Raw genomic sequence first — 17,796 nt, forward strand, 5'->3', positions numbered from 1 at the left:
CGTTTCAGGCTTGTCGAGGGGCGGCGAAAGGGGCGTCCAACGGAGCGGTGTCGAAGGTGCGCAGCAATTCCACGAGGATCTGCGTGGCCGGCCCCAAGGGTTTGTCCTTGTTCGAATACAGGTAGAACGTGGGATGGCGGCTGCCGCCCTGTTCCAAAGGTAGCTGCTTGAGCACGCCCTCGGCGAGTTCGCGTTCGATCATGTGCCGTGGCAACCAGGCAAAGCCCAGGCCGCTGCCTACAAAGGACGCCGCCGTGGCCAGGCTGCCGACGGTCCAGCGCTGTTCGGCGCCGAGCCAGCCCACATCCCGCGGCTGCTGACGGCCGGAGTCGCGGATCACCACTTGCATCTGGCTTTCCAGGTCCTGGAAGCTCAGCGCGCGGTTCATACGGTGCAGGGCGTGCTCGGGGTGGGCGACGGCGACAAACTCCACATCGCTCATCTCGGTGCCCAGGTAGCCGGGGATACTGAAACCGCAAATCGCCAGGTCGGCCACGCCTTCGATCAGCAGCTCTTCGACGCCGGACAGCACTTCCTCACGCAAGCGCACGCGGCAACCGCGGCTTTGCGGCATAAATGCACTCAAGGCGCGCACCAGGCGAGCGTTGGGGTAGGCGGCGTCCACCACCAGGCGCACTTCGGCTTCCCAGCCTTGCTCCATATGGTGGGCGAGGTCTTCCAACTGGCTGGCGTTTTTCACCAGTTGCCGCGAGCGGCGCAACAGCACTTCACCGGCGTCGGTGAGTACAGCCTTGCGCCCGTCGATGCGCAGCAGCGGCACGCCGAGTTGGTCCTGCATGCGGGCTACGGTGTAGCTCACCGAAGACTGCGAACGGTGCAGCGCTTCGGCCGCCTGGGCGAAGCCGCCATGGTCGACCACGGCTTGCAGCGTGCGCCATTGATCGAGGGTAACGCGGGGCGCTTTCAAGATGGGTTCCTCTTGTCCTAAGCTGGCGGTCCTTATTGGAGACTGCCGAATGAGAAAATTCTGTTGTGTGCTGCTGGCGCTGCTGCCGTTGAGCGCGTTCGCCTACCCTATCGATGTGAGCAAAAAGATCGACGGCGTGAGCGTGGACTACACTGCGACCGACGTGGATGCCGATATCAGTTCGATTCAACTGAATAACTACGGCACCAACGATGCCCAGTGCTCGGTAGTCTTCACCAACGGTCCGGAGTCGCCGCGTCGGCGTACCGTCTCGGTACCGGCCGGCAAGAGCACCAACACCACGGTCAAATTCAACCGCGCGATTATCAAGATGCGTATCGCCCTGACCTGCACCCCGAAATAACCCATCAGCGGAGCAGGCCAACAGGGATACTCCGCTTATCAACAAATTTCTAGATGGGTTATAGCAGTTTTTTGCGCTTTTTTATCGAATGAGCCCTGGTTAATCTTTTCTCCATCGACTTACAGCAGTTTCAGATGGAGCCTACATAGCCATGTCCAACGTTCTGATCATCGAAAGCAGTGCACGCCAGCAGGATTCCATTTCCCGCCAACTCACTCAACAGTTCATCAGCCAATGGCAGGCCGCCCACCCGGCGGACCGGATCACCGTGCGCGACGTGGCCCTCAACCCGGTTCCGCATTTGGACGCCAACCTGCTCGGCGGCTGGATGAAACCGTCGGAACAGCGCAACGACGACGAACAGATCTCTCTGGACCGCTCCAACGAATTGACCGATGAGCTGTTGGCCGCCGACGTGCTGGTACTGGCCGCGCCGATGTACAACTTTGCCATCCCCAGCACCTTGAAAGCCTGGCTGGACCACGTATTGCGTGCCGGCGTGACGTTCAAATACACACCCACCGGGCCCCAGGGCCTGCTGACCGGCAAGCGCGCCATTGTGCTCACCGCGCGCGGCGGCATTCATACCGGCGCCAGCTCCGATCATCAGGAACCGTATCTGCGCCAGGTTATGGGCTTTATCGGGATTCATGAGGTCGCTTTTATTCATGCCGAAGGGGTGAACCTGAGCGGCGACTTCCAGGAAAAAGGCATCAATCACGCCAAAGCCCAGTTGGCCCAGGTGGTGTGAAGCTTTAATCGCCAGATAATCCCGCGGTGTTTATATCGCTGCACGCCAACCCTTCAAGTACGCGTAACGAACCTCCCTTTGCACTTGTGCTCCTGAGTGCTCCTGCCCGACTGACGCTTTAGCGAGGTCGGGTTTTTTTTGCCCCGAGTTTCGTCCCGCGGCGAAAAGCTTTAATGTCCCGCCCATTCGAAACGAGGCGCGCATGGGCTATCTACTGGTTGTCACCCTGATTCAGGCATTTTCCTTCAGCTTGATCGGCGAATACCTCGCCGGTCACGTCGACAGCTACTTCGCGGTGCTGGTGCGCGTGGTGCTGGCCGGGCTGGTGTTTATCCCGCTGACGCGCTGGCGTTCGGTGGAGCCGGCGTTCATGCGCGGCATGCTGGTGATCGGCGCGCTGCAGTTCGGCGTGACCTACGTGTGCCTGTACCTGAGCTTTCGCGTGCTTACCGTGCCGGAGGTGCTGCTGTTCACCATCCTCACGCCACTGCATGTGACCCTGATCGAAGATGCTCTCAACCGCCGCTTTAATCCCTGGGCATTGCTGGCTGCCCTGGTGGCAGTGGCGGGTGCGGCAGTGATTCGCTTCGACCAGGTCACCCCGCACTTCCTGATGGGCTTTTTGCTGCTGCAATTGGCCAACTTCACCTATGCCGCCGGGCAGGTCATGTACAAGCACCTGGTGGCGCGCTACCCGAGCGACCTGCCGCACTACCGACGCTTCGGCTATTTCTACCTCGGCGCATTGCTGGTGGTGTTGCCGGCGTTCCTGTTGTTCGGCAAAGCTGATTTTCTGCCGCAAGCGCCGCTGCAATGGGGTGTGCTGGTGTTCCTCGGCCTGGTCAGCACGGCATTGGGCCTGTACTGGTGGAACAAGGGCGCATGCCTGGTCAACGGCGGCACCCTGGCGGTGATGAATAACTTGCACGTACCGGTTGGGTTGTTGCTCAACCTGTTGATCTGGAACCAGCACGAGCCGCTGGGCCGGTTGGCCTTGGGCGGGCTGGTGATTGTGGGGGCGGTGTGGATCAGTCGGTTGGGCGTCAAGGCGCCCAACCGCTCGCTGGCTTAAACCGCCGGGTAATCCGGGGCTGCTAAATGACTGGCGCCCGCCACCGCCGGCAGCATCCCCGCCCGCAGATCGTTGCCACTGGGTTGCTGGTACAGGCTCAGGCCGAACTCCGGCAACACCGCCAGCAGGTAATCGAAGATATCGCCCTGGACTCGTTCGTAATCGGCCCACGCCGTGGTGCGGGTGAAGCAGTAGATCTCCAGCGGCACGCCTTGGGCGGTGGTCTGCATCTGGCGGACCATGCAGGTCATGTTCGGCTGGATGTCCGGGTGGCTTTTCAGGTAGGCCAGCGCGTAGGCGCGGAAGGTGCCGAGGTTGGTCATGCGCCGGCGGTTGGCCGACAACTGCGCGCTGTGACCCTGAGCTTGGTTCCAGGCCCTGAGTTCGGCTTGCTTGCGGCTGATGTAATCGGTGAGCAGGTGCACCTGGGTCATGCGCACTTCTTCGTCGTCACGCAGGAAGCGCACGCCGCTGGCATCGATGAACAAGCTGCGCTTGATGCGCCGCCCGCCCGAGGCCTGCATGCCGCGCCAGTTTTTGAACGATTCGGACATCAAGCGCCAGGTGGGGATGGAGACGATGGTTTTATCGAAGTTCTGCACTTTCACCGTGTGCAAGGTGATGTCCACCACATCGCCGTCGGCGCCGACCTGGGGCATTTCAATCCAGTCGCCGACCCGTAGCATGTCGTTGCTGGTCAACTGCACGCTGGCGACGAACGACAGCAGCGTGTCCTTGTAGACCAACAGAATCACCGCCGACATTGCACCCAGGCCGGACAACAGCAACAGCGGCGACCGGTCGATCAGGGTGGCAACGATGATGATCGCGCCGAACACGAACAGCACCATCTTGGCCAATTGCACATAGCCCTTGATCGAACGGGTGCGTGCGTGTTCGGTGCGGGCGTAGATGTCCAGTAGGGCGTTGAGCAGGGCGCTTATGGCCAGCACCAGGAACAGGATGGTGAACGCCAGGGCCACGTTGCCGATGAACAACGTGGCAGTCTTGCTCAGGTCGGGCACCAGATACAGGCCGAACTGAATCACCAGAGACGGTGTCATCTGCGCCAGACGATGGAAAACCTTGTTGTGCCGCAGGTCGTTGAGCCAGTGCAGGGCCGGTTGGCGCCCGAGCAGTTTGACCGCGTGCAGGATCAGGTAGCGCGCCACCCGACCCAGTACCAGGGCCACCACCAGCAATACCAGCAAGCCCAGGCCCGCATGCAGCATGGGATGTTGGTCGAGTGCGTCCCAAAGGTCTTGGACGTTGCGCCAGAGCTGTTTGATATCCATGAATAAAGCGATTCCTCGGTAAGACAAGTCGGGGGCGATTAGAGCACCTGAGTGCGACAAAGTTGACGTCGCCGACACAATCAAGCACAAAAAAACGCCTGATTGGGCCCGTTCGCGTAAAGAAACTCGGTTTGGACGCCCGAAACCGTTACCCTATGCAGCTGATATTTTGCATTTCTTCGAGGTAGCACCCGTGTTTTCCCAATTCGCCCTGCACGAACGCCTGCTCAAAGCCGTGGCCGAGCTTAAATTTGTCGAGCCTACGCCTGTGCAAGCCGCGGCCATCCCGCTCGCGCTCGAAGGGCGTGACCTGCGGGTGACAGCGCAAACCGGTAGCGGCAAGACCGCCGCTTTCGTCCTGCCGGTCCTGAATCGTTTGATTGGCCCGGCCAAGGTCCGCGTCAGCATCAAGACCCTGATCCTGCTGCCGACCCGCGAGCTGGCCCAGCAGACCCTGAAGGAAGTCGAACGCTTCTCGCAGTTCACCTTCATCAAGTCCGGCATCATCACCGGCGGTGAAGACTTCAAGGTGCAGGCCGCCATGCTGCGTAAGGTGCCGGACATTCTGATCGGCACGCCAGGGCGCATGATCGAACAACTCAACGCCGGCAACCTGGACCTCAAGGAAGTCGAAGTGCTGGTACTCGACGAAGCCGACCGCATGCTCGACATGGGCTTTGCCGACGACGTGCAGCGCCTGGTGGGCGAGTGCGTCAACCGTCAACAGACCATGTTGTTCTCCGCCACCACCGGCGGTTCGACCCTGCGCGACATGGTCGCCAAGGTGCTGAACAACCCGGAACACCTGCAGGTCAACAACGTCAGCGACCTCAACGCCACCACGCGTCAGCAGATCGTCACCGCCGACCATAATGTGCACAAAGAGCAGATCCTCAACTGGCTGCTGGCCAACGAGACCTATCAGAAAGCCATTGTGTTCACCAACACCCGCGCCGCCGCCGACCGCATCTACGGCCGCCTGGTCGCCCAGGAATACAAGGCGTTCGTGCTGCACGGCGAGAAAGACCAGAAAGATCGCAAGCTCGCCATCGACCGCCTCAAGGCCGGCGGTGTGAAGATCCTGGTGGCCACCGACGTGGCCGCCCGTGGCCTGGACGTGGATGGCCTCGACCTTGTGATCAACTTCGACATGCCGCGCAGCGGCGACGAATACGTGCACCGTATCGGCCGCACCGGGCGGGCCGGCAACGATGGCCTGGCCATCTCGCTGATCTGCCACGGCGACTGGAACCTGATGTCGAGTATCGAACGCTACCTCAAGCAGTCGTTCGAGCGCCGCACCATCAAGGAAGTCAAAGGCACCTACACCGGGCCGAAGAAGGTCAAGGCGTCGGGCAAGGCCGTCGGCGTGAAGAAGAAAAAGACCGACGCCAAGGGCGACAAGAAGAAAACCGGCGCCAAGTCGCCGACCAAGCGCAAGATCGCCAACCGCCCGAAGACCGACAACCTGTCGTTGGTGAGCAAGGACGGCATGGCCCCGCTCAAGCGCCGCAAACCCGAAGCGCCAGCTGCTGAATAAGCCTGGGGCGATATAAAAAAACCGGACGATGTCCGGTTTTTTTATGGGCTCAGTTTTCGGCCTTGGCGGCGGCCTCTTTCAGTTCTTTGAGGCGCGCGTCGATCAACTGACATTTGTCGGGGAACTCCGCGCTCTCGGTGTCCAGGTCCATTTTCTGCAGTTCGTCGTTCATCTCCTTGGCCTTGGCTGGGTTCTGTTCGGTGAGCCGGGTCACTTGCTTAGCCAGCTCCTCGCGCTTGGCGGTGGCTTCTTCCGGCGTACAGGCCCAGGTCGGCAGGGCGGTGAGCAGAGCGGCGGCGACGGTCAGATTCATCAGGGTTTTCATGGGGCGACCTCCTTGGCGTTTGTACGCAGTTGAGGGGGCGAACGTCTGGAAAGTTCAGAGAAATGACGCCCGTCCATTCGGCTGAACGGCTGCCGACGTGACAGGTCACACCTGCTGACGGGCCACTTTTGCTCACGCCCGCAGGAGGAATCAGGATGACGACTTACAACTGGGATTTGATCGAACGTTTGCTGCACGAAGTGCAAAACGGCGAGGGCAGCTTCGCCCCGCGCAAATATGCGGAGCAGGAAGCCGCCGACAAGGCCACGGCCGGTGAGTCCATCGGCAACCTGGATGCGCTGAAAAAGACCGCCGCCGACTATGAAGCGTTGCTGTTCAAGCGCGGCTTTATCGAATCGCGCCCGGAAGAACAAGGCGGTAACGGCGAGAATTTCATTTTGACCCCACGGGGAGCGAGCCTGCTGTCCCTGATTGACAGCTCCATTCCTGGCAACGCTCATCCGCGTCAGGTCATGGACGAGCAGGAAGACGCATTGGACCCTGAAACCTTTGATCGCGTGGCTTCCGAAGCGGCGATTGCGGGCGGCGCGATCTAGGATCGTTGTCGAGTTGCTAAGGCAGCCCGCATTTCAACGGGCAGCGGCCTTGAGGCACTTGAGTGCCTTGAAGTCGCTGCGCACGCCGTCGATTTTCTGGGTGAGTTTTAACCGCTGTTGCGGCGTGCTGTCGGCCATCAAGTCGACGATCAGGCTTCGCGCTTGCGCTTCAGTCTGGGCGTAGGCGGCACGGTATTGCGGGGTCCATAGGCTTTCACGGTCCACCAGCAGTTGCTGCATCTTTTGTGGGAAATCGGCACTGCGGCGTTGCTGGACCGCGTCGATAAACTGCGCCTGCCAATGGGCGCGGTTGCCGATCCACTGCTCATTCTGCTCACCCAGCGCGACCGACCAGGCCAGGACGCGGGCTTGCTGGCTGGGGCTGAGCGGGCCCATCCAGCTGTCCAGGCGCTTGCGCATGCGTTCGGCGCGCTCCTTGATCTGCTGTTGCAGTGGGGGCTTGAGGTATTCGTCCTGACGCTTGCGCAGGTCTTTGGCCAGCGCGGCGTTCATTTCCTCGACCTGCTCATCGTCCAGCCCTTGCAGCAGCTCGATGGCCGACGGGGTGATTTCTCGTGCAACCTCGGCAATCGCTTGTTTGGCCTCGACGGTGCGGGTTTGCAGCGCGGCGTCCGTGACTTGATTGGCGTCCACCATCTGTTGCAGGCGGTCCAGCCAGTCCAGGTAGCCCGGCAGTTGCGTGGTGCAATGCCAGGCCAGGTGTTCTTTGAGTGTGTCGTTGAACCAGCTCTTCTGCCCGGCGTTCATGTCCAGGTAGTCATTGAGGGTCCAGGGGATGATCACGTCCAGATTGCGATAGGCCAGGCCCACGCGATTGCAGCCGGCGAGCACCAGGCTCAGGGTCAGTACTACCACCAATAGTTTGAGCCGACGCAGCATGAGCGGATCCTTGCACAGAGGGGACTTGTGCATGTGAACCCTGGCCGGGTCCGACAGTTCAGCCCATCAATAAAACGAGCGCACGGCCTTGAGAGTCAGCAGGCCATCGCATTGCGCGTTGTGCCCGGAGTAGGCGGAGCAATTGCCGCCGCTGAGGCTGGAATCGCTGTAGATCAGGTCCAGGTCGATGCCCTTCCAGGCGCGGGAAAACTGCACCGACCAGTCGCTGAAACTGCTGATGGAGCCGCCATCCACCGACACTGGCGAGCCTAACTGATGGGTGGTGTACTTCATGCTTACCCCGATCCCGAACGGCTGTGTGCCGCTAAGGTCGGCAAAGAGGGTGCTGTCCTGGCGGTCCGGGTCGTTGCTGAAGGAGGCGCCGAAACGATTGCCGAGCAGGTTCAGACCTCCGTAGAACTCCTGGCTGTTGAGCGGGCTGAGGGTGGGGTAGCTGTAGTGGATCAAGCCGACTTCGTAGCCCAGGGTCTGATCGAAAGGGTGTTTGAAGCCCATATACGAATCGATTTCGAGGTTGCTGGAGGAGGATAGCCCCATGTTCGGCGAGAACTGGCCGAAGTACAGGCCGCTGTCGTGGCTCAGATCCAGGCCGCCGTGGAACGAGCCACTGCCCGGCGACGTCGGCTTGACCAGGCCCTGGGCCATGCTGCGGCTGGGGGTTGTACCCAGTTTCAGGTCGAAGTCGCCCAATTCGCGTTGGAAGATTTGCGCTTCGGCCAGAGGGCTGGCGACCAGGGCAGTGATCAGGAATATGCAGGGTTTAAACATGCTTCACTCCATGAAAAGCGAGGAGCAGTGACGGAAAAATCGGGCAGATGCCCGCGCTAGACGCGTGCAAGGATACCGGCGAATAGCAGTCGGTGAGGCCCGTTCGTCGATTAGCGTGCTATTGAATGCAATGGGAGGGTGGTACTGACGCTAGTCCTAGCGCCTTGAAGGCAAGGCGCTTAGGGACCAGGTGTGTTGCGAGAGTGTTACTTCTTGCCCAGGCTGATCTGCTTGGACGGGCCGAAAGTCTGGCCGCTTACGCCCTTGGCAATTTGCTGGATTTCGCCACCGGATTTAAGGAACGCAGCAATCTGGCTGTTGATCGATTCGCTGGTTTCAACGGCGGGAGCTGGCTTTGCTTTGCTGTTGGATGCTTTTACACGCATGGCGGCCACTAACCTGTAGAGAATTAACTTGGCCAGGCATCGTACATGAAATACTTGACAATTGCTTGGTAAATATCCCCTGAGAATAAAGCGCCCGGTTGAAAATGGGCAAAGTTGGGCCTATGAATAACCCGCTAACTTACTGTTTTAACTGGATAGCCCTGGAACGACTGGCCTGGCGCGCCGGGCGAAATTCATCAGGATGATCTGACGAGCGGGGCAGGGCCAGCAGAAAGCCACGCAACCCCTGGATTTTTCAGGCGTGCGCGCGTGGCGGGCACAACTCGGGTAGAATGCCGCCCACGTAACGAGGGGTTTGGAAATGGCTTTAGTCGGGCGCTACAACAGCTTGCAAGTGGTTAAACACACTAACTTTGGTTTGTACCTCGATGGTGCGCAAGACGGTGAAATCCTCTTGCCTAATCGGTATATCCCCAAAGATATTCCCAGTGAAGATGAAGACTGGCTTAACGTTTTTATTTATCTGGACAGCGATGACAAACTTATCGCTACAACTGAAAAGCCCAAAGTTCAAGTGGGCGAGTTCGCCAGTTTGAAAGTAGTGGAAGTCAACAGCATTGGTGTATTCCTCGATTGGGGGCTGCCCAAAGATCTGTTGCTGCCTTACTCGGAAGAAAAGCGTCAGTTGAGCGCGGGTGAGTATTGCGTGGTGCATGTCTATCTCGACAAGCACACGAAGCGCATCACCGCCACTGCGCGCCTCGACCGTTACCTGGACAAGACACCCGCCAACTATCAGGTGGGCCAGGAAGTCGATCTGCTGGTGGCCGAAGCCACCGATATGGGTTTCAAGGCGATCATCAACAACAAACACTGGGGCTTGATCCACAAGAACGAAGTGTTCAAATTCCTGCGTCCCGGCAAGGAAGAGAAAGGCTTTATCAAGGAGATCCGCGCCGACGGCAACATCAGCTTGAGCCTGCAACCGGTCGGTCAGGAAGCGGCCTCCAGCCTGAACTCGAAGATCCTCGCCAAGTTGCGCGAAAACAACGGCACCTTGCCGGTCAGCGATAAAAGCGATCCGGCGGTGATCAGCAACTTGTTCGGCGTGAGCAAAGGCAACTTCAAGAAAGCCATCGGCGCGCTCTACAAACAGGGCCAGATCGTGATTCATGCCGATCGCATTGAACTAAGCTGAGGGCGTTTTGCTCTTCTGTAGGCGCTGATCGGCGCCTACAGAGGCTGTTTCCATGACCAAGAAAATCCTGTTTGCCTACCTGGGCACGTTGCTCGCCTTTTTGATTCTGGACGGCCTCTGGCTCGGCGTCCTTATGGGCCCCACCTACAAATCCCTGCTGGGCCCTCTGATGCTCGATCAACCTCGGCTGTTGCCCGCGGTGCTCTTCTATCTCTTGTATGTGCTCGGCTGCGTGGTATTCGTGGTGCTGCCCAGCGTCAGTTGGCAGCGCGCGGCGCGCTTGGGCGCATTGTTGGGGCTGGTGGCGTACGGCACTTATGATCTAAGCAACTGGGCCACGTTGCAGGGTTGGTCCGCTCAACTGGCAGTGATGGACATGGCTTGGGGCACCTTCCTCACGGCGGCCTGCTGCACGGTGGGTTACGTGTGTGCACATCGGGTGCACTGATGATTGTGTACAGGATAAATCTGCACCGTTGCTGAGCGAAGTGCCGCTGATTAAGGTTCGCTGATCCCCTTGGACTGCCGTAACACAGGGATTGTGTGCCATTGGCACGTATTCTGCTGACGATCTCGTATACAAACCATGCCGCCTCCCGTATGCACCCGCTACGGCAGCGCAGGCCGGTATGACGAGGAGCCAGCGATGACCGAACAATTGCCCAACGGCTACAGCCCACGCCTGTACAACCAGGACCTTGGTCCACTCCCGCAAAAGTGGACCTGGTACAACATCTTCGCCTTCTGGATGAGCGACGTGCACAGCGTCGGTGGCTACGTGTTCGCCGCCAGCCTGTTCGCGCTGGGGCTGGCCAGTTGGCAGGTGTTGATCGCCTTGCTCGCCGGCATCTGCATCGTGCAATTGATCGCCAATCTGGTGGCCAAGCCCAGCCAGCAAGCGGCAGTGCCTTACCCGGTGATTTGCCGTCTGGCGTTCGGGGTGTTCGGTGCGAATATTCCCGCGGTGATTCGCGGCCTGATCGCCGTGGCGTGGTATGGCATTCAGACCTACTTAGCGTCGAGTGCCTTGATCATCGTGGTACTGCGATTCTTCCCACAAATGGCGGTCTATGCCGAGCCGCATTTCGCGGGCCTCTCCTACCTGGGCTGGTTTGGTTTTCTCAGCCTATGGGTGCTGCAAGCCGCCGTGTTCTGGGCCGGGATGGAATCCATCCGCCGTTTTATCGATTGGGCGGGCCCGGTGGTGTACGCCGTGATGTTTATCCTGGCCGGCTGGATTGTGTGGAAGGCGGGTTGGGCGAATATCAGTTTCACCCTGGCGGAAAAATCCCTGTCGGGTTGGCAAGCGTTTGGCCAGGTGATCGTCGCCACGGCGTTGGTGGTGTCGTACTTTTCTGGGCCCACCCTGAATTTCGGCGATTTCAGCCGCTACTGCCGCAGCATGCAAGACGTGCGACGCGGTAATTTCTGGGGCCTACCGGTGAATTTTCTGGCGTTTTCCCTGGTCACCGTGGTGATTGTTTCAGGCACCTTGCCGGTGTTTGGCGAGATGCTGCATGACCCCATAGCCACCGTCTCGCGGATCGATAACAGCATGGCTGTTCTGCTCGGTGCCTTTGCATTTGTAACCGCGACCATCGGCATCAATATCGTCGCCAACTTTGTATCCCCGGCGTTCGACTTCGCCAACGTCGCGCCGAGCAAAATCAGCTGGCGCGCCGGGGGCATGATCGCGGCGGTGGCCTCGATCTTCATCACCCCGTGGAACCTGTTCAATAACCCGCTGATGATCCACTACACCCTGGATATTCTCGCGGCGTTCATCGGGCCGCTGTTCGGCATCCTGCTGGTGGACTTCTACCTGATCAAAAAACAACGGATCAATGTGGATGCGCTGTTCGATGACAGCCCGAGCGGGCGCTATTACTTCGACGGTGGTGTGAACTGGACAGCGGTCAAGGCGCTGGTGCCCGCGACGCTGGTGGGCGTTGCGATCACCTTCACCCCGGCATTGCAGGGCCTGGCCAACTTCGCTTGGTTCACTGGGTGTTTGCTGGGCGGCCTGTTCTTTCTGGTGCTGGCGCGACGCGAGCAGGGTCGCGTGCCGGCGCCGCTGGTTGCGAGCTGAGGACGATCCCGCCCGCCACTAACAGACCTGCACCGGCGATTACCAACGCCGGCTGCAAACCGCCGCTCAGATGGCTGCTGATCGAGGCCAGCAACGGGCCGCTCAATTGCCCGATGGCGAAACTGGCAGTGAGCAGCCCGGTGTTGCGCTGGTAGCCGTGGGGCGCGATCTCTCGCAGACGCGCCATCACCAGTTGCATGCAGGCCAGGAACGGCCCGCCGCATAGCAGCACGCCCAAGGCCAGGCCCCAGCCATTGCCCAGCAGGCAGGCGAACACCCCGGCCGCTTGCAGCCATAAGGTCGTCATCAGCCAACGGCGGGTAGTGTGCGCATCCTTGCGGCGCAGGCTCGCGGCCACCACGCCAAGGGCCGATGCCAGGCCAAAGCAGGGCCAGAACAGATCGGCCTGCCAGGCGCCCTTCAATTGTGCACTGGCCATTTGCGACAGAAAGGTCGCCGGGATGATGTAGCCCACGCCGTACAGCACGTAAACCCAGCACAGATGCGTGATGCTGCCATTGCGGCCAGCGCTGACGTCGGCCCCTGGCGCGGCGGTTGCCTTGACCGGCGGCAGGAACGGCAGAATCGCCAGCAGCATCACCAACGCCACGCCGCCATACACCCGCCACAGTATTGCGCTACTTTGCCCCACTTGGTTGGCGACCAGTGCCAGCACCCCCGTCAGCAAAATCCCCAGCCCCGGTCCGGCAAATACCAGTGCCCCCAAGCGCGGGCGGCCGGCGGCAAGCGCCAGGGGCTGGCTCAGGCTGGTGATCATCACCAACGCCCACGCGCTCGCCACTCCCGTGCCGAACCGGAGTAACAAATGCGCCCAAAAGCCATGGGCCCAAGACGAGGCCACGGTCAGCAGCACACACAGCCATAAGCCGCCGTACAGACGGCCGCGAATATGCTGATGGCTGCGGGCGAACATCGAATCCACTGCGCCGACGAAATAGCCCAGGTAGTTGGCGGCCGCGATCAGGCCCGCGTCAGTCAGGTCGATCTGGCCTTCATTCAATAGGTGGGGCAGTTGCGGAGTGAGCGCGAAACGGCCAATGCCCATAGCCATCATCAAGGCGATGAAGCTGGCGAGTAAGCGGATTAACGGCGACATGGTCAGGGGTTCCTGCAAGAAACGTATGACGGTCAGCCTAAGGTGCATTGACTTTCTGCAAAAATGAATAATAGTGAGCAACTTGTTCAGTTTTGGAGAAAGGCATGGAGTTCAGTCAATTGCGCATCTTCCAGGCGGTGGCCGAAGAGGGCTCCATCACTCGCGCGGCCGAGCGCCTGCACCGCGTGCCGTCGAACCTGTCGACACGCCTCAAGCAGATGGAGGAACAGCTCGGCGTTGAATTGTTCGTGCGCGAACGTCAACGCTTGCAGTTGTCCCCGGCAGGCAAGGTGCTGCTGGACTACAGCACGCGCCTGCTGGCCTTGCATGACGAAGCCCACGGCGCGGTGCAAGGCGGCCAGCCGGCAGGGGATTTTGTGCTGGGCAGCATGTACAGCACCGCGGCGATTCACCTGCCGACCTTGTTAGCGCGTTATCACAAGGCTTATCCGCAGGTGAACTTGCAGGTGCAGTCGGCGCCCAGTGGCGAATTGCTTGAAGGCCTGATCACCGGGCGCCTCGACGCGGCCTTGGTGGACGGCCCGCTGACCATCGCCTCTTTGGATGGCATCCCGTTGTGCGAAGAGCGCTTGGTGCTGATCTGTGAAGCGGACCATGCGCCAGTGCGCGGGCCTCAGGACGTGGCTGGTCGCGCAGTGTTCACCTTTCGCCGCAGCTGCGCTTATCGCGCGCGTCTGGAAAGCTGGTTTGCCCAGGATCGTGTGGCCATGGGGCGCGCTATTGAGATCGAGTCGTATCAGGGCATGCTCGCCTGTGTGATTGCCGGTTCGGGAGTGGCGTTGATGTCCGAATCCATGCTTGCCAGCCTGCCGGGCAGGGACAGTGTGTCCGTTCATCCGCTGATAGGGCAATTTGCCACTGCGACCACCTGGTTGATGTGGCGAAAAGGTATGCTCGGCGCTAACCTCAACGCATGGATCGACCTGCAGCAAACAGGCAAGGCCGAGTTGCTGCCAGACACCCGCGCCATCGCTTGAGCGATCCGTCAGGATTCAGACCTATTCGGTAATAGTTCGTTGTGGTTTGCCGCAAGCAATACGTAGTACTTAGGGCTATTATCAGTAGGAAGCGGCGATATTTTATGTAGGGCAATTCAGCTTCCGCCGATCCGCACTACCCTCAAAGGGGGCACCACCATGAAAGAGAAAATTCAAAACTGGCTCCATGACCTCGGCGTCGCCCTGGGCTTGATCGAGCCACCGCTGCAGCCGGTGCCGATTCGCACGGATGATGAGCAGCGTCGCCCACGTCGCCGGTGAGCCGCGATTAAGGGAACATTGAGCACTTCGCAACTGTAGCAGCAGGCTTGTTAGGGCAAGTCTGCCACCACAGGTGTCTTAGCCTGCCCTGTGTCACACGTTCGTCTTTGAGTATCGGAATCGGACTACTTGTTTGTCAGATTCGCCTGGCTTAGTTAATCCGAAAAATCAGCGTAGAAAAAATCTCCAGCACCTACATGAATCTGCTGGAGATAAGCCCATGACGCTCTCATGTGTCCCGCCCGTCGCCGCTTCACTGATCGCCACCCTCGACACGGTTTTACACATCGCCCCTGTCTCTAGACGCTGGAGGGCCGACGCCCCCGGCAACGTCGTGTTTCTTCCCCCCACCCTGGCCAAGCAGACACTGCTGTTGCAGATCGCACTGTTGCGGCCGTCCGCGTTGATTGTCGCGGACCAAGTCATCGACGCCGAAATCATTGAGCGCTGGCGCACAGCCCACCCATTTGGCGACCTGTGTCTGATTCGTAGAGGCACGAGCCTGGATAAAGTACGACTGGACTTGTGCGAAGCGAACGATATTCGAGTAATCAATACCCCGGGCATCAACGCGCCGCATGTGGCGGCGTATATGGCGCATTGGCTGACGCTTGGCGAGGGGGCCTTGCCTTCTGAAGTCGGCGTAGTTGGCTACGGGAATGTGGGCAAGGCGCTTGTCAGATTGTTGCTTGAGCGTGACCCCCATGTGCGAATCAAGGTGCTGGGTGAGCATCAGTCCCAAGAGACCGCCGACAGCAGAGTGACATTTGCGGTGGACCGGTTCGAAGCGCTGACGGGGGCCCATGCTGTCGCCCTATGCCCGACCCGGAATGACGAAACCACGCCCCGCATCGATGGGGCGTTGATTGAGTGTCTGCACCCACACGCCCGTCTGGTTTGCGTCGTCGAGCCAGACGTGTTCAGCGACGATGCGGTCCAGGCCCTGGCAGTGGCTGAACACCTTCAATTGGTGCTGGGCTGCGGGTCCGTCACATTGGGTGAGTTTCGCTCGCGCGCTCAACTGCTTGGATGCAGTCTCGATACCTGGCGCAGGCCGGTGACCTTCACCATTCAAGCCACCTCCAGCGATGCCTGCCATGGCGACCTTGACCACGCCGTCTGCGTTCAGCAGAGCCTGATGGCCGTGCGCGGCCTGCTCAAGCGGTCCCTTGCCAAATCTTTCACTATCCCGACCGTGCAAACTGATGCCGCCGCGCCATGTGTGTCGATCGTCGGCAGGGGGATCAATAGCCTGTTTCAAGCCGTGATGTTCCGCTTGGCCAACTATCAGGTCACGGTGTACGGAACCGAACGACACAGCGATGATGCCCGCCTTAAGCACGTCAATATGTGGCCCATGTCAACAACGCAGCCGACAGCAGAACCAGAGCCCGACCACCGCTTGCCCGTTGAGTGTCACCGCGCAGGGCTAGAGCTGTTCGAAAAGCTGCTGGCGGACAACCCTTCGTTGGCACGACTCGCACACGGGCAGGCGACCACTGCGTTGTGGGATGAGCTTGAGGCGCTCTTGGGTGCCTCTGGGGTCCGGTTTCTGCCCCAGCAGTTGAGTCCGGCTCAAACTGCCGCACTGAGTAGGCGGCACTGCGTTGTGTCGGTCTTGGAGGGTGATGATCTCGAAGAACTATCCATCGTGTACCGCTGCGCCCACAACCGCATGGTCGCCGGCGGAACCTATGCCGCGGGCACCACGCAGGGGTTGCTGTGGGCTTCTCTGGTGCAGGAAATCATCCAAGCCAAAGCGCCTATGGTTTTGGCCATGAACGCCCAATAAAAAAAGCGGGTGCGACCTCCGACGTTGCACCCGCTGAAGAAACCGCTTTGTCTCACACCGCCCGAGCTGTCACGCCTTGTGGCTTGCGCGACAGCAGGCTCACCGCGACAAAGCTCACCAGCCCCACCGCCAGGCTGTAGTAGATCGGTGTGTTCGCATCCAGGCCATCCTTGAACATAAAGACCAGCGCCGTCACAAAGCCCAGGGCCATGGAGGCGATCGCGCCAGGTGTGCTGGCGCGTTTCCAGAAGATCGCGCCGATCAGCGGGATCAACATACCGCCCACCAACAGGTTGTAGGCCAGGGTCAGAGCGCTGATTACGTCGTTGACCACCAACGCAATGCCCAGCACTGTCGCGCCGGTCAGCAGGGTGAACAAGCGGTTGAGGCTCAGGCTCGACTGCTTGCCGCCGCGCAGGCGCGGCAGCAGGTCTTCGGTCAGCACGGTAGAGGCGGCCAGCAAACCGGCGCTGGCGGTGGACATCATCGCTGCCAGCGCTGCGGCGATCACCAGGCCGCGAATGCCGTCTGGCAGCGACAGTTTCACGATAGCGGCGAAGGCGTTGTTGACGTTGTCCAAGTCCGGGATCAGCACATGGGCCGCCATGCCGATCAATGCACAGGCCAGCCCGTAGAGCACGCAGTAGAAACCGGCGAAGGTTCCGGCGTACTGCGCGACTTTTTCATCACGGGCGGTGAACACCCGCTGCCAGATGTCCTGGCCGATCAAAATGCCGAAGAAGTAGATCATGAAGTAGGTGATGATGGTGTCCCAGCCGATCGCGGTGAAGCTGAAACTCGACGCCGGCAGCTTGGCCACCAATTCGTCCCAGCCACCGACGCGATACAGGCAGATCGGCAGCAGGATAAACATCAGGCCGACGGTCTTGATCACGAACTGCACGATGTCGGTAAGGGTCAGCGACCACATGCCGCCGATGGTCGAATACACCACCACCACGCCGCCGCCCAGTAGCACCGACACCCAGAACGGCAGGCCGAACAGCACTTGCAGCACGGTGCCGATGGCCAGGATCGAGGTGACGCCGATCATCAACGCATACGCCAGCATGATCACCGCGCTGGCCTGGCGCGCCATGGGGTTGTAGCGTTTTTCCAACACCTGAGTGACGGTGAAGATCTTGAGCTTGAGCAGCGGCTTGGCCAGAAACAGATTCAGCGCAATGATCCCCATGCCCAGCGCCGCGCACAGCCAAAAGCCCGAGATGCCGTGCACATAGCCCAGGCGCACCGTGCCGACGGTAGACGCGCCACCCAGTACCGTGGCGGCCATGGTGCCCATGTACAGCGACGGGCCCAGGTTGCGGCCGGCCACCAGGTAATCTTCGTGGGTCTTGGCGCGGCGCATGCCGTAATAGCCGAGCACGAGCATACCGGCGGCGTAGATGAGTACGACGAATAAATCCAAAGCCATGACGGCGAGTCTCCGAT

19 protein-coding genes are annotated in these 17,796 nt (G+C 60.1%); 11 read left to right on the plus strand and 8 right to left on the minus strand.

Annotated elements, in window-relative coordinates; translation table 11 throughout:
• Nucleotides 1-4: 4 nt before the first annotated feature.
• Complete coding sequence (locus ABX75_RS00705) at nucleotides 5-928, minus strand: LysR family transcriptional regulator (protein ID WP_034099642.1); 924 nt, start codon at nucleotides 926-928, stop codon at nucleotides 5-7.
• Between the two features lie 49 nt (nucleotides 929-977).
• Between ABX75_RS00705 and ABX75_RS00710 the strand changes: the two genes are divergently transcribed.
• The 3 genes from ABX75_RS00710 to ABX75_RS00720 all read left to right on the plus strand — a co-directional run bounded on the left by ABX75_RS00710 (nucleotide 978) and on the right by ABX75_RS00720 (nucleotide 3,115).
• Entirely contained in the window at nucleotides 978-1,292 is a 315-nt protein-coding gene (locus ABX75_RS00710; protein ID WP_034099640.1) for a hypothetical protein, read from the plus strand.
• Nucleotides 1,293-1,443: 151 nt separating this feature from the next.
• Nucleotides 1,444-2,043: an FMN-dependent NADH-azoreductase gene (locus ABX75_RS00715; protein WP_034114781.1), complete on the plus strand. Its 600-nt coding sequence runs from the start codon at nucleotides 1,444-1,446 to the stop codon at nucleotides 2,041-2,043.
• A 202-nt stretch (nucleotides 2,044-2,245) separates the two neighbouring features.
• Nucleotides 2,246-3,115 carry a carboxylate/amino acid/amine transporter gene (locus tag ABX75_RS00720; RefSeq protein ID WP_034099636.1) on the plus strand — a complete coding sequence of 290 codons (870 nt, stop codon included), beginning with the start codon at nucleotides 2,246-2,248 and terminating at the stop codon, nucleotides 3,113-3,115.
• Here the strand turns inward: ABX75_RS00720 and ABX75_RS00725 are convergent.
• Nucleotides 3,112-4,410 carry a mechanosensitive ion channel family protein gene (locus ABX75_RS00725; protein WP_047881296.1) on the minus strand — a complete coding sequence of 433 codons (1,299 nt, stop codon included), beginning with the start codon at nucleotides 4,408-4,410 and terminating at the stop codon, nucleotides 3,112-3,114. The two genes, ABX75_RS00720 and ABX75_RS00725, sit on opposite strands and share 4 nt — an antisense overlap.
• A gap of 193 nt (nucleotides 4,411-4,603) precedes the next feature.
• On the opposite strand from ABX75_RS00725, the gene ABX75_RS00730 reads away from it, so the two are divergent.
• Nucleotides 4,604-5,950 (plus strand): DEAD/DEAH box helicase, encoded by a 1,347-nt coding sequence (locus ABX75_RS00730; protein ID WP_016979359.1) that lies wholly within the window; start codon nucleotides 4,604-4,606, stop codon nucleotides 5,948-5,950.
• Nucleotides 5,951-5,999: 49 nt separating this feature from the next.
• Here the strand turns inward: ABX75_RS00730 and ABX75_RS00735 are convergent, their stop codons facing one another.
• The gene (locus ABX75_RS00735) at nucleotides 6,000-6,275 is read right to left on the minus strand and encodes a hypothetical protein (RefSeq protein WP_034099632.1); all 276 of its coding nucleotides are present in this window, start codon (nucleotides 6,273-6,275) and stop codon (nucleotides 6,000-6,002) included.
• Between the two features lie 155 nt (nucleotides 6,276-6,430).
• Here ABX75_RS00735 and ABX75_RS00740 point away from each other — a divergent pair, with 155 nt between their 5' ends.
• Nucleotides 6,431-6,832, plus strand: coding sequence for a hypothetical protein (locus tag ABX75_RS00740; RefSeq protein WP_034114778.1), 402 nt, complete (start codon nucleotides 6,431-6,433; stop codon nucleotides 6,830-6,832).
• A gap of 33 nt (nucleotides 6,833-6,865) precedes the next feature.
• On the opposite strand, the gene ABX75_RS00745 is transcribed toward ABX75_RS00740, so the two are convergent.
• The 3 genes from ABX75_RS00745 to ABX75_RS00755 all read right to left on the minus strand — a co-directional run bounded on the left by ABX75_RS00745 (nucleotide 6,866) and on the right by ABX75_RS00755 (nucleotide 8,907).
• Nucleotides 6,866-7,732 (minus strand): DUF6279 family lipoprotein, encoded by an 867-nt coding sequence (locus ABX75_RS00745; protein WP_047881297.1) that lies wholly within the window; start codon nucleotides 7,730-7,732, stop codon nucleotides 6,866-6,868.
• A gap of 66 nt (nucleotides 7,733-7,798) precedes the next feature.
• A complete protein-coding gene (locus tag ABX75_RS00750) occupies nucleotides 7,799-8,521 on the minus strand; it encodes a TorF family putative porin (RefSeq protein WP_034099626.1) in 723 nt (240 codons plus the stop codon).
• Nucleotides 8,522-8,727: 206 nt separating this feature from the next.
• The gene (locus tag ABX75_RS00755) at nucleotides 8,728-8,907 is read right to left on the minus strand and encodes a hypothetical protein (protein ID WP_003193095.1); all 180 of its coding nucleotides are present in this window, start codon (nucleotides 8,905-8,907) and stop codon (nucleotides 8,728-8,730) included.
• 322 nt (nucleotides 8,908-9,229) lie between these two features.
• Here ABX75_RS00755 and ABX75_RS00760 point away from each other — a divergent pair, with 322 nt between their 5' ends.
• The 3 genes from ABX75_RS00760 to ABX75_RS00770 all read left to right on the plus strand — a co-directional run bounded on the left by ABX75_RS00760 (nucleotide 9,230) and on the right by ABX75_RS00770 (nucleotide 12,155).
• Nucleotides 9,230-10,066 carry a S1 RNA-binding domain-containing protein gene (locus ABX75_RS00760; protein ID WP_034099624.1) on the plus strand — a complete coding sequence of 279 codons (837 nt, stop codon included), beginning with the start codon at nucleotides 9,230-9,232 and terminating at the stop codon, nucleotides 10,064-10,066.
• A gap of 52 nt (nucleotides 10,067-10,118) precedes the next feature.
• A complete protein-coding gene (locus ABX75_RS00765; RefSeq protein ID WP_034099623.1) occupies nucleotides 10,119-10,514 on the plus strand; it encodes a DUF2177 family protein in 396 nt (131 codons plus the stop codon).
• Nucleotides 10,515-10,712: 198 nt separating this feature from the next.
• Nucleotides 10,713-12,155: an NCS1 family nucleobase:cation symporter-1 gene (locus ABX75_RS00770; protein ID WP_047881298.1), complete on the plus strand. Its 1,443-nt coding sequence runs from the start codon at nucleotides 10,713-10,715 to the stop codon at nucleotides 12,153-12,155.
• Here ABX75_RS00770 and ABX75_RS00775 read toward each other — a convergent pair.
• Nucleotides 12,067-13,272: an MFS transporter gene (locus tag ABX75_RS00775; RefSeq protein WP_047881299.1), complete on the minus strand. Its 1,206-nt coding sequence runs from the start codon at nucleotides 13,270-13,272 to the stop codon at nucleotides 12,067-12,069. The two genes, ABX75_RS00770 and ABX75_RS00775, sit on opposite strands and share 89 nt — an antisense overlap.
• 104 nt (nucleotides 13,273-13,376) lie before the next feature.
• Here ABX75_RS00775 and ABX75_RS00780 point away from each other — a divergent pair, with 104 nt between their 5' ends.
• The 3 genes from ABX75_RS00780 to ABX75_RS00785 all read left to right on the plus strand — a co-directional run bounded on the left by ABX75_RS00780 (nucleotide 13,377) and on the right by ABX75_RS00785 (nucleotide 16,344).
• Entirely contained in the window at nucleotides 13,377-14,270 is an 894-nt protein-coding gene (locus ABX75_RS00780; RefSeq protein ID WP_034099619.1) for a LysR family transcriptional regulator, read from the plus strand.
• Nucleotides 14,271-14,429: 159 nt separating this feature from the next.
• Nucleotides 14,430-14,552 carry a PA1414 family protein gene (locus tag ABX75_RS29590; RefSeq protein ID WP_003193089.1) on the plus strand — a complete coding sequence of 41 codons (123 nt, stop codon included), beginning with the start codon at nucleotides 14,430-14,432 and terminating at the stop codon, nucleotides 14,550-14,552.
• A 220-nt stretch (nucleotides 14,553-14,772) separates the two neighbouring features.
• Nucleotides 14,773-16,344, plus strand: coding sequence for an amino acid dehydrogenase (locus ABX75_RS00785; RefSeq protein ID WP_047881300.1), 1,572 nt, complete (start codon nucleotides 14,773-14,775; stop codon nucleotides 16,342-16,344).
• A 52-nt stretch (nucleotides 16,345-16,396) separates the two neighbouring features.
• Here ABX75_RS00785 and ABX75_RS00790 read toward each other — a convergent pair whose 3' ends face one another.
• Complete coding sequence (locus tag ABX75_RS00790) at nucleotides 16,397-17,779, minus strand: sodium:solute symporter (protein ID WP_034114773.1); 1,383 nt, start codon at nucleotides 17,777-17,779, stop codon at nucleotides 16,397-16,399.
• Between the last annotated feature and the right edge of the window lie 17 nt (nucleotides 17,780-17,796).

The sequence above is a fragment of the Pseudomonas sp. ARP3 genome (genome assembly GCF_001029595.1).
GTDB lineage: Bacteria > Pseudomonadota > Gammaproteobacteria > Pseudomonadales > Pseudomonadaceae > Aquipseudomonas > Aquipseudomonas rhodesiae.